This window comes from Methyloterricola oryzae, from assembly GCF_000934725.1.
GTDB classification, from domain to species: Bacteria; Pseudomonadota; Gammaproteobacteria; order Methylococcales; family Methylococcaceae; genus Methyloterricola; species Methyloterricola oryzae.
The window spans coordinates 1-11,259 of record NZ_JYNS01000036.1; the positions used below are offsets into that span (position 1 = coordinate 1).

At 53.4% G+C, this 11,259-nt stretch carries 9 protein-coding genes; 7 read left to right on the top strand and 2 right to left on the bottom strand.

Features of this window, described 5'->3' with window-relative positions:
- A partial coding sequence (locus EK23_RS20595; RefSeq protein ID WP_045227291.1) for a transposase occupies positions 1-189 on the bottom strand: 189 nt, incomplete at its 3' end.
- A 16-nt stretch (positions 190-205) separates the two neighbouring features.
- Between EK23_RS20595 and EK23_RS20600 the strand changes: the two genes are divergently transcribed.
- The 7 genes from EK23_RS20600 to EK23_RS23855 all read left to right on the top strand — a co-directional run bounded on the left by EK23_RS20600 (position 206) and on the right by EK23_RS23855 (position 11,133).
- Positions 206-2,035 (top strand): ATP-dependent nuclease, encoded by a 1,830-nt coding sequence (locus EK23_RS20600; protein ID WP_158002568.1) that lies wholly within the window; start codon positions 206-208, stop codon positions 2,033-2,035.
- Positions 2,035-4,320, top strand: a complete 2,286-nt coding sequence (locus tag EK23_RS20605; RefSeq protein ID WP_045227293.1) for an nSTAND3 domain-containing NTPase — start codon at positions 2,035-2,037, stop codon at positions 4,318-4,320. The genes EK23_RS20600 and EK23_RS20605 overlap by 1 nt, the downstream gene beginning before the upstream one ends.
- A gap of 155 nt (positions 4,321-4,475) precedes the next feature.
- A complete protein-coding gene (locus tag EK23_RS20610; protein ID WP_097991057.1) occupies positions 4,476-6,008 on the top strand; it encodes an HsdM family class I SAM-dependent methyltransferase in 1,533 nt (510 codons plus the stop codon).
- A complete protein-coding gene (locus EK23_RS22210) occupies positions 6,005-7,291 on the top strand; it encodes a type II restriction enzyme NmeDI-related protein (protein ID WP_145998772.1) in 1,287 nt (428 codons plus the stop codon). Before EK23_RS20610 ends, EK23_RS22210 begins: the two co-directional genes overlap by 4 nt.
- Positions 7,292-7,297: 6 nt before the next feature.
- On the top strand, positions 7,298-8,038 hold the full coding sequence (locus EK23_RS20620) for a DUF429 domain-containing protein (RefSeq protein WP_045227294.1): 741 nt from the start codon (positions 7,298-7,300) through the stop codon (positions 8,036-8,038).
- A gap of 346 nt (positions 8,039-8,384) precedes the next feature.
- A complete protein-coding gene (locus EK23_RS22215) occupies positions 8,385-10,628 on the top strand; it encodes an MrcB family domain-containing protein (protein ID WP_052808414.1) in 2,244 nt (747 codons plus the stop codon).
- Positions 10,618-11,133: a hypothetical protein gene (locus tag EK23_RS23855; RefSeq protein ID WP_045227295.1), complete on the top strand. Its 516-nt coding sequence runs from the start codon at positions 10,618-10,620 to the stop codon at positions 11,131-11,133. The genes EK23_RS22215 and EK23_RS23855 overlap by 11 nt, the downstream gene beginning before the upstream one ends.
- Here EK23_RS23855 and EK23_RS22870 read toward each other — a convergent pair.
- Positions 11,051-11,259, bottom strand: a 209-nt coding sequence (locus EK23_RS22870) for a transposase domain-containing protein (protein WP_145998773.1), incomplete at its 5' end; no start/stop codon positions are given. The genes EK23_RS23855 and EK23_RS22870 overlap by 83 nt on opposite strands.

Below are 11,259 nucleotides of genomic sequence, written 5' to 3' on the forward strand. Positions count from 1 at the left end.
CAGGCGCAACATCCGCTCGATGCCAATGGGCGGCCGGCCTCGCTGACCTTTGGGATACACCGGTTCGATCAACGCTACCAGTTCAGCCCAAGGCACTACGCTTTCCATTTCGGCCAGAAACATCTCGCGGCGCGTGACGCGACTCTTGGACTGCAGGGCCAGGTCAAGAAGGCTGGTCTGCTGGATCATCGAAGGGGCCGTCAGATTGGTTGGTCATGCCGCTATTTTACGGGGTCACGGCTCGTACCGGAGCGATTTAATCGGTGTTTCCTTAGAGCAAGTACAGGCGCTTGTTGGGGAGAACAACGCCGGCAAATCAAATATGCTCCATGCTATCGAGTGGTTCCTATCTGCGGGAACGGGTGGAGTATCGGCGGATGATGTTCCTGACAAAGGACGGCCGATGGTAGTTGAGTCGGAATTTTCGGAGCTCACTCAAGATGAACGTAAGCAACTTCGCCGATACCTGCTGGGTGAGAAGCTGGTCATTCGCAAAGAATTGCGTGTGGTAGGCGTGGATGATAAGTCGGGAAAGACAAAATTAGAAGTGGCTTTCCATGGCTATATTGCTGAGCCGAAAGACTGGTGGCTGTCAGTTGAAAAGGTTGTGGAGCATGAAGGGGGAAGGCCGAAATGGGCAGAGATCGCCGAGAAATTTGAGATCATCGATTACGTAAAGATCGAAGGCAAGGTTGACAAGAAGAGTTATGACCAGGGTGTGGGCAAGCTCTTGGTTGAACGCGAGGATATTGAATACGACGAACCCAGGTTAGCTGATGCAAAAGCTCTTGGTTTTCAGCAAAACCTGTTGCGATTACTACCCGATTTTTACCTTCTGCCAGCGATCACGGACTATTCAGATGAGATAGATAAAAGATCCTCATCGACTGTCTTTAGGCGTCTTATGGGGCAGTTATCAGACCGCATCTTGAAAGCCGACCCAAGATATCAAGAACTAGAAGGTGCATTACGCACGATCAAAAAGTTGTTGAATCCGGCTGATGCCGCTGGAGAAGCGCAAGAAGAGTTGCGAATGCCAAGCCTAGCGGCCGTAGAAAATCAGCTCCGCGAACTTATCGCCAGGCTGATGCCATCTGTAAAGCATGTGCAAGTCGAAGTGGCAATTACCGAGATGCAAGACCTTTTTTCATCTGGCGTTGCATTGCGGGTTGATGATGGAGTGTTGACTGATGTCCTCGATAAAGGCCACGGCCTTCAACGCAGCGTGGTATTCGGTTTGCTCCAAATGCTGATTAAGAATTCAAGAAATCATCAGGAGGATCAAGCGCAACCAGTAGCAAAAGAAATTAGGCCTATCTTGCTGGCCATCGAGGAGCCAGAGTTATACATCCATCCTCAATCACAACGGCTTATATTCCAAGCACTAGAGGAATTTGGTGCTGGCCGGCTTAACGATGGCAATGTGAACGATCAGGTTATCTACTCGACACATTCACCTGCATTTTTGCACGTTGCGGATTATGAGAGAGTGGCGATTCTTCGGAAAACTGACGCCGCAGTTGGTAGCAAGGTGCTCCAGTGTAGCGCCGGGGTGCTCGGTGACGTAAATGAGAAGAAAGCATTCAAGCTTTTGAACAGCTTCGACCTAAGGCACAACCAATTATTCTTTGCGCGAAGGGTGGTGCTTGTTGAGGGGCAACAAGACGAGATCTGTATCGTCGCGACGGGACGGAAGTTGGGTCTTTTTACGGAGTTTCCGGAAGAAATCGGGGTCTCCATCATTGTTACAGGCAATAAAGAGGAGATTCCAAAATTTCAGAAGGTGCTAAATGCATTTGGGGTGAGTTACGCCACGTTACTGGAGATGGACGGCAAGCCTATAGGTGAGGGGAAGAATGCGGAAATAATTGACTTAGCAGGCGATAATCGAGTGGTCAAGCTTCCAGAAACCATGGAAGCTTCTGCTGGTTTGCAGCAACACTTCAAAGACACCCATCAATGTGTTCAGCATTTCTCGGATCCGGCAAGGATTACGCAAGAGCTTGAAGCTATAGTTGCGGAGTTGCTTCGGTAATGGCTCCATTTGAGCCAGCGAAGGCTCAAGCATCTGAAGTTAATTATGAGCTTCACACGCTTGGGTGGAAGGCTTTTCAGCAGCTTTGCGTTTCTGTAGTGAGTGAAGTATGGGGGCAGACCGTTCAAGGATTCTTTGAATCGCATGACGGGGGGCGTGACGGGGCTTTCTATGGCAGATGGACCACCCAGGCGTCGGAATGCCTTCAGGGATCTTTTACGGTTCAGTGTAAATTTACATCCCAGCCCGCGACTACCATTAAGCTCTCTGATCTGAGTGACGAACTAGCCAAGGCAGAGCGGCTTGTGGCTCGGGGGCTTGCTGACAACTACATTCTACTTACTAATTCGCGGTTAACTGGGGCGTCAGATGAAAGGATTCGCGAGGCATTTGCAGCCATACCGGGCATTAAGCACTTCGCGGTTTATGGTTCAGAGCGGATATCTCAGCTCATTCGTGAATCTCCCAGGCTACGCATGCTTGTTCCCCGAGTGTATGGTCTTGGCGATTTGGGCCAAATATTAGACGAGCGCGCATATGCCCAAGCACAAGAGATACTAAGTGCGCTCGGCGACGACTTGGCGAAGTTCGTCATTACTGATGCGTATCAGAGGAGCGCCAAAGCTTTGGTCGAGCATGGTTTTGTGCTTCTACTCGGCGAGCCAGCCTGCGGTAAGTCAACAATCGCCGCCGCATTAGCCGTAGCAGCACTTGATGAATGGAGTTGCTCGACACTCAAGATCCGCGACGCAGATGATTTTGTTAGGCATTCGAATCCGCGTGAACCAAAACAGTTTTTTTGGGTAGATGACGCCTTCGGCGCTACTCAACTTGACTGGTCGAGTACAGTAAATTGGAACGGTGTTTTCCCCCATGTGCATGCGGCAATTCGCCGGGGGGCTAGAGTGGTCTTAACGTCACGCGACTATATATACCGCTCGGCGAGAAATCACCTAAAGGAATCCGCATTTCCTCTTATTCATGAATCACAAGTAGTAATAGATGTAGAGCAATTGACGAAGGAGGAGCGGGAGCAAATCCTATACAACCATATCCGACTCGGGACACAGCCTTCTCAATTTAAGACTAGAGTTAAACCATTCTTAGAGGGTGTTGCATCCCATCATCGCTTTACCCCTGAGATAGCAAGGCGACTGGGTAGCCCGCTCTTCACAAAGAACCTTGAGGTTGGGACACGTGGGTTAGGTGAGTTCGTCGCGCAACCAATGGAGTTGCTCCAGGAGATCATACGAACTCTTGATGCGGGCAGTCGCTCAGCGCTTGCTATCGTCTTCATGCGGGGCGGAATGCTGCCAAGCCCTTTAGAAATCAAGAGGGAAGAAGAAAATGCCGTCACTCTTCTGGGCGGTTCACAGGCGGATGTTCGAAACGCGCTATCTGCGCTCGAAGGAAGCCTATTTTGTAAGGTACGTCAAGGAGCTGCGCATTTCATCAAATTTAAGCACCCAACCATTCGCGATGCATTTGCAAGCTTGGTGGCAGAAGACCGTGAGTTGCTCGATGTGTATCTTACCGGCACCCCGATTGAAAAGCTTTTCAGCGAGGTGTCCTGCGGAGATGTGGAGATAGAAGGTGTCAAGGTGATCGTTCCACCGGACCGCTATGAAGCGCTATTGACTCGAATCGAGGGGTTTTATAGCGAGAAGCGTGCGAATGAAGATAGGGTAAATAGCTTCCTAGCATATCGATGCGATAAAGAGTTTATTGAGCTCTATATTTGCAGGAATCCGGGTTTTGTCTCAAACCTTTGGGTTGGATCTTATCTGTATGCCATATCAGATATGGATGTACTCGTCCGCTTGAATCAATTTGGGCTTCTCCCTGAGGCGAAGAGGCTTAGCACTATTTCAGAGATTCGCGACCTGGCAATAGATACGCCGGATTCAGGTTTTTTGCGAGAAGAAATCCGGCAGATATTCACGAAATCAGAGATTGACGAGTTACTAAGTTACGTAAAAGAAGCGCTACTACCAAATCTCGAAGAAAATATTTATAACTGGAGGTTAAATTACTATAGGGATTACGATCCGGATGAGTATTTTAGCGACCTTAAAAGCACATTAAAAGACTACCGAGAAGTATTCACTGACGACATTCATGCTATATGTTATATCGACCTTGCATTGGATAGGATAGACGAAGTCGTTGAAGAATTGCGATCAGAAATGCCGGTGGAACCGGACTCCGGCGAGTTTCTTGACAGAAGACCTCATGGTAACGAATCTGATGGCTCACGTTCGATCTTTGAAGATGTGGATGAATGAATGCTATGGCTCGTGCGCCATATCAGAAACGGGGCCAGAAAATCGAAGCGTGAATAAACGACAGTTCACGAGAAAGCCAGGCTCACCCCGCATAATGAATGGGATCCCACGCTACAGTAGCAGACACCTACAAGAAGCTTGGAAACCTTTGACCCATGATTTGTGACGACGGCACGTCTTATGGCAACTATGTTGAGCCACTAACAGACCTGCTGTTCCTCAATATGGCTGACGAACGAAGGTGCTCATCTTACAACCAAGACAGCCCAGAACTGGACAGTTACGGCTGGCCCAACCTGATCCAGAAGGACGGTGACGCGCTGTTCGATCATTGCCGCCGCACCCTGGAGGTGCTGGGCAACCAGAAGGTCTTGCGAGGGTTGATCTTCAACAAGTCGCAAAACAAGTTCCAGGACCCTGCCAAGCTGCGGCGCCTCATCGCGGACCTGATCGACAAGGAAACCTGGGTGTCCATGAGTGCCGACGTGAAAGGCGATGCCTACGAGGGCCTCTTGGAGAAGAACGCCCAGGACACCAAGTCCGGCGCAGGGCAGTACTTCACCCCGCGCCCGCTGATCCAGGCCATTGTCGATGTGATGGCGCCCAAGCCGGGTGAAACCATCAGCGACCCGGCCTGCGGCACTGGCGGCTTTCTGTTGGCCGCCCACGATTATGTGGTCAGGCACAACCCTCATCTAACCAAGGACCAGCGGCGGGCGCTCAAGGAAGAAACCTTCAAGGGCTGGGAACTGGTGCAGGCCACGGCGCGGCTATGCGCCATGAACATGCTGCTGCACGGCATCGGCAGTCAAGACTTCGAGCCCATCGTGGTATCCGACTCGCTGGCCGCCGATCCCGGTGACCGCTTCGACCTGGTTCTGACCAATCCGCCCTTCGGCAAGAAGAGCAGCACGACCATCGTCGGCGAGGAAGGCACGGTCAGCAAGGAGCGCGATATCGTCGAACGTGGCGATTTTTGGACCACTACATCGAACAAGCAGCTCAACTTCGTCCAGCACGTCAAAACCCTGCTGAAACAGAACGGCCGTGCCGCCGTGGTGGTGCCCGACAACGTGCTGTTCGAGGGCGGCGCCGGCGAGACCATCCGCCGCAAGCTCCTGCAGGAATGCGACGTCCACACCCTGCTGCGCTTGCCTACGGGCCTGTTCTACGCCCAAGGCGTGAAGGCGAACGTGCTGTTCTTTGACAAAAAACCCGCCAGTGAAACCCCCTGGACCAAACGGCTGTGGATCTATGATCTGCGCACCAACATGCACTTCACCTTGAAGACCAACCCGCTGGAACGCAAGGACCTGGGCGATTTCGTCCGCTGCTACTTGGGGCTCAGCCTCGAGGAAGCCGCCGCTTTGCGCGAACCCGGCAACCCGAAAAGGCCCGCTCTGCTGACACGCCTCAACCGCTCTCCGACCTGGTCCATAGAACCCAACACTGTGGCAGGAACAGGCCCAGAGGGCCGCTGGTGCTGCTATGAATACGAGGAAATCATCAACCGGGACAAGGCTAGCTTGGACATTTTCTGGCTCAAGGATGAATCCCTGGAGGACTCGGACAGCCTGCCCGCGCCGGATGTGATCGCAGCCGAAATTGTCGAGGACCTGGAGGCGGCTCTGGCGCAGTTCCGGGAAATTGCCAATGACCTGGGTGTCCGCGCAGAAGAAGAGGCATGACGATGGATGCCAAGGCCAACGTGGCGGCCCTGTTTCAGGACTTCTTGACCAGCTACGACGCGTATTCCAAGGACGAAGTTTGGCAAGAGCTGAGCCAAAGTTTCAAGGCGTTCTGGCATCAGCGGGTCTTGTCGGCTGACCCTGGTCCGATCGCTGATGCCGAATGCGATGAGGTGATCCGGATACTGGACCGCAATGGCAAGGGCAACACCAAGAACAGCGAAGCGGTTGCCAAAGCCATGGTGCCACAAGGGGCCTGGCGCCGAATGTTCAATGAATTCCACACCAAGCCGGCACTCGGCGGCTTGGTGGACAAGGTGCTTGCGGAAACTGTGCCGCTAAGCAAGGCGGCCCTGATCGATCAGCTTTACGCCAAGAATGCGGGGCAAAAGAATAACCTGACGGGGCCAAGCGGCAACACGATCAGCGCCTTCCTGGCAGCCTATGACCCCATTAACAATCTCTCCATGATTTCCTTGAACGACCGGCGTGCCGTCATCGAATTTCTAGGCCTTCCGGTTCCTTTCGACTGGGAGACAGCCTCGGTCGGAACCCGCATCGTGACGACGAATCAGGTGATTCTCGATGGCGTCCGGGCCTTGGGTCTGACGGGTTCCGCCCGGACCCTATCGGTGTTCTTCTATTCACTCCCCTTCAAGAACGCCTGGAAGGGCGAGCACACCGTCAAGCGGGAAGACAAGAAGGTCACCGTCACCGTGCCCACCCTGACCAATGAGGTCGAGGAGGTAGTCCCTGATGTCGATTCGGTCCGAGAGTCGATGCAGATACAGGGACTCCTGGCCCAGATCGGCACGCTCATGGGCTTTAAGATCTGGCTGCCCAAATCAGACCGCGGCCGGGTGCTGAAGGTCTGGAAGGCTGAGGATGGCGAACTGCTCGAGGAGCTGCCGCTTGGCTACGATTCGACTACCACCAAGACCATCGAGCAGATCGACGTGCTCTGGTTGAAAAAGCGTTCTATCGTGCGAGCGTTCGAGGTCGAACACACAACCTCGGTCTACTCCGGCTTGCTGCGCATGGCGGACCTGGTAGCCCTGCAGCCCAATATCAATGTCAAGCTGCACATCGTCGCTCCCGCCGAGAAACGCGAGAAAGTCCTTCAGGAAATCCAGCGTCCCGTTTTCTCGCTGCTGGAAGGGCGCGCCCTCTCTGAAATGTGCACCTATCTGTCCTATGACAGCATCCGGGACCTAGGCGACTTGAAACATCTGACCCATTTGTCCGACAAGGTAATTGAGGATTATGAGGAGGTTGCGGAATAGCCTCCCATGTTATTAATTGGACTCGATGCAGCATCGTCTCTTTCAAATTTTGGCTATGCGATTGGCCAGTATGACGGAAGGTGCGTGCGGATCGAGTCAGCGGGCCTCATCGAGAACAGGGGGCAGGCAAACGCAATTCAGGCCAAGATCGTGCCAAGCCTGCGCGCGGCGAATCAGGCACTGGTGGCAATCGACGCACCCTTGGGTTGGCCTTCGACCCTTGCAGCGGAGCTAGGCAAGCACCGCGCCGGTGAAGTAATTGCGACCGAAAAGGACATGCTGTTCCAACGCCATACGGACCGATTTATACACAAGTACCTGCGCAAGAAGCCTCTGGAGGTAGGTGCCGACAAAATTGCTCGGGCGGCTCATAGCGCGCTGGAGATCCTTCAACAGCTTCGCTCGGCAAGCAGAAAATCAATTCCATTAGCGTGGTCCCCCCAATTTTCGGGGGTTGCTGCAATCGAAGTCTATCCAGCCGGTACTCTGGCCGCATGCAATCTACCGCACTCGGGTTACAAAAAGAGGGACGAACAACTGGACGTTCGGGACTCAATAGCCAATGCGCTAACTGCGGAGATCCCAGATCTGCAGCGCTATGCAGACGGAAATGTGGACGTATTTGATGCCTGTCTTTGCCTAGCTGCTGCTAAAGATTTTATCGACGGATTGGCCGTTCCTCCAGAAGACTTCGACTCGGCCCGGGCCGAAGGGTGGATCTGGGTCAGGCGAAGGTCGGGAACCTAAAGAGCAATCGCCACGAGGTAGTCAAACTGTGGTTTCGACAGTGAACAATGGCGCCTAAGCAATTTTTCGAATTGCATTTAGACCACCTCAATGAGCGACTTGCCAGAAGAAGTGATGCCGCCCTCCCTATTCTGGCGATCCGCCATATTTTCAGCAGTCCGACGCAGACGCGGCCTTTCTCGCTATCCACCCGTTTATAAAGCGGAAATTTCTCAGCGTCGGCGCCAGGTTTGCTTTGCCGACTTTCCACTTGGCAAGCGGCTTTCGAGTAGCATTGAGGGAGCCATAGCTATGGCATGCCGAGATCGGGGCAATAAGCACCCAGAAGTGCATAGGGAGAATGTGAATGTCTATACCACGCGTCACCAGAGATAAAATTCTCAAGGCGATTCAAGAATTCGACTCCAATCTGCTGCCCACGGACGAATGGCGCACCTGGGAAAATAATCCGTCGCAGGTCTGGGCATTGGCACACGATGGGAAACGCTATCCGCCCAAAAAAATCATTTCCATAGCCACAGGCCTTTCAGTGAGAGAGTTCTCGGGAGGACCTGAATCAAACAACTACCTAAACGCTCTAGGCTTTGATGTAACCAAATTGCACCAGACGACCCTTGATTCGGTCTTCAAAACGATTTTGGAGCGCTACGACGATGCCAGAAGGACCATTGGATTCGCAGGCAACCATGAGATCAAAGAGCTGTTCACAGAAGCCCGTCGAATTCTGAGAGATTCGGCGGCAGTACGAAGCTTTCCAAACATAAATGTGGTCGCCTCGTACGGCAAGGGTAACTGGGCTGCAATCCCATGGATATCGCTCCTGGACCACCGCGAGACCGACACCACCCAAGCTGGCACGTACATCGTCTACCTCTTTGAAGAAGGCGGAAATGGTCTGTATGTGAAGATAGCGCAAGGCGTCACCGCGCCAAACAAGGAATTCGGCGTCAAAGCAGAAGAAATTTTGGGCCGACGGGCAGCCGAGTTGCGTCCTCGATGCCTACATCTTGCCGAGCAAGGCTTTGATTTGTCGGGACGGACAAACCTCCATACGGAAGGAAAGCTTGGCAAGCTTTATGAAGCCTCAACGATCGCCGCAAAGCATTACGTTCGTGACGCAATGCCGAGCGAGGCCGATCTGCTCAGCGACCTTCACGCCCTACTCGAAACCTACGATGCCATCGTTGCTCGCCGCGAACCCGGTAGCACACCAATGCGAGATCCCCGGCCGCTAGCCCTCATCGGAACATGGCGAGAAGTCCAAGCCCAAGCGCACGCAATCCAGGCAAAAATTGCACAGAATGGCGGATGGGCATCGTGGTGGAGCTTCCCGATCAAGGACGAAGCTCTCTCCCGCCTGTCAACTCCCTTTAATCTCTATGCTTACAGCGGAAACGGCGTCCTCGGAGCCAAACTTCGCGTCACCGAGTATGCCAATAGCCGGGGAAACGCCGGTATGCAATCGCCTTGGCCATCCCTGACCGATGAATTGTATCGAGACAAGACGCGAAATTCCGAGGATCAATCGTCAATCTTCAAAACCTGGTTCCGTATCGACCAATTAGAACTCCTCGACCCACCGAAAAGCATTAGAAATTTTGATATTGTGCCGGGCCTATCCACTCCCGAAAGCCTTCTGAATCAAAGTACCTTCGGCTACGTCTACGACGACAATCCCGCTGCACCAAGCGCACGCGAGCCAGTACCGATCGAGACTTATACCCCAAGGCCAGAAATACCTATGGAATGGCTCACCCAACAAACGGGCCTAGAACGCCCAGTTCTTGAAGAAATGCTTGCCGTGCTCCGCGGCAACTCCCCGCAAATCATTCTGTCCGGCCCACCCGGCACCGGCAAGACCTGGGTTGCGCGGGCCCTCGCACACTACTTAGCCCGTGGTATCGAACAAAACATTCGCTTTGTCCAGTTTCACCCGAGCTACACCTACGAATCATTTATTGAAGGCCTTCGACCCATTTCTCGCGGCGGCAGTATCTCGTTCGAAGTCACCCCAGGCCTCGTGCTTAGCTGCGTCAACGAAATGACTCGAATCGGCGCATTGAATGACACCAATCAAAATCACGTTATTGTTATTGATGAAGCCAACCGGGCAAATCTACCCAAGGTTCTCGGTGAGCTCATGTTCCTTTTCGAGTACCGCCAGCAACCCGTGCGCCTCCAGTATGCGGGGGACTTCAGCTTACCGTCCAACCTGAGCTTCATTGCCACCATGAACACTGCCGACCGCAGTATTCGCTCGATTGACGTCGCATTGCGGCGCCGTTTCGAAGTCTTCGAGCTCGGCCCGGACCCTGAGATCCTGCGGAAACATTTCGACGGTGCGCAACCATCGTTGATTGGCCTAGTGGAAGGCTTCGTCCGCCTGAACGAAATGCTGGAGCAAGAGCTCGATCGGCACCACACGATCGGACATACCTTCTTCATGCGTGAGCACATGGACGCCCAAACTTTGCGCCAGATCTGGACTCGCCGCGTCTTCCCACTTATCGAGGAATACTTCTTTGACCAACCCGACCTCGCGAAAGAATTTCGCTTAGAAAAGTTCTGGCCAGCTGTCAATGGCAACTGATTTCGAACTGGTTGAATCCAAGACTACCTGTTTGGACATAGCCAAGGCGGACGCCGCTCTTTTGTCAGGAATAGGGCTTAAGCTCGCTTCCACGCGAGCATGGTGGGGAGATGCTCAGCCTATCGAAAACCGCAGCGTGATTGAGGTCTGCTCAAAACATAACGGTCGCTACGACGTCACCTTCCGTGAAGTCATTGGCGTCGTGCAGCTAGGCCACCTGCGAATTCGCGTGGTTCCCAAGATCCCCTGGGAGCACTTCATCTACATTGCCTCCCGTTCTGAGTTTTCCCCGCGCCTCTCTTCCGAAGCCGCCACCGTAGAGGCGGGTTTTGAATTTCTCGACATCCTATGTCGCTGGTTCATCGTAAGCGCGTGGCGATCCCATGTTGACGCAATCCGGAATCGGATCGCGCTTGGAGGAACTAAGCGGGAGTGGTTTCAAGCTGCCAGCGATGCGGCAGAAGTTCATGAATCCGATGGGCGGGTTGCGTCGGAAGTCGCGTGAGCACGTCTTTCAAATAGACGTAGGGGTCGTGACCATTGAGTTTCGCCGACTGGATCAGGCTCATGATGGCAGCCGCGCGCTGACCGGCACGCAGACTTCCGGCGAATAGCCAATTGCGGCGCCCCA

Bases quoted from the DNA above. Each gene is read 5' to 3' on its own strand.
- EK23_RS20605 (WP_045227293.1), top strand. From the start codon at position 2,035: ATGGCTCCATTTGAGCCAGCGAAGGCTCAAGCATCTGAAGTTAATTAT.
- EK23_RS20610 (WP_097991057.1), top strand. From the start codon at position 4,476: ATGATTTGTGACGACGGCACGTCTTATGGCAACTATGTTGAGCCACTA.
- EK23_RS22210 (WP_145998772.1), top strand. From the start codon at position 6,005: ATGACGATGGATGCCAAGGCCAACGTGGCGGCCCTGTTTCAGGACTTC.
- EK23_RS20620 (WP_045227294.1), top strand. From the start codon at position 7,298: ATGTTATTAATTGGACTCGATGCAGCATCGTCTCTTTCAAATTTTGGC.
- EK23_RS22215 (WP_052808414.1), top strand. From the start codon at position 8,385: ATGTCTATACCACGCGTCACCAGAGATAAAATTCTCAAGGCGATTCAA.
- EK23_RS23855 (WP_045227295.1), top strand. From the start codon at position 10,618: ATGGCAACTGATTTCGAACTGGTTGAATCCAAGACTACCTGTTTGGAC.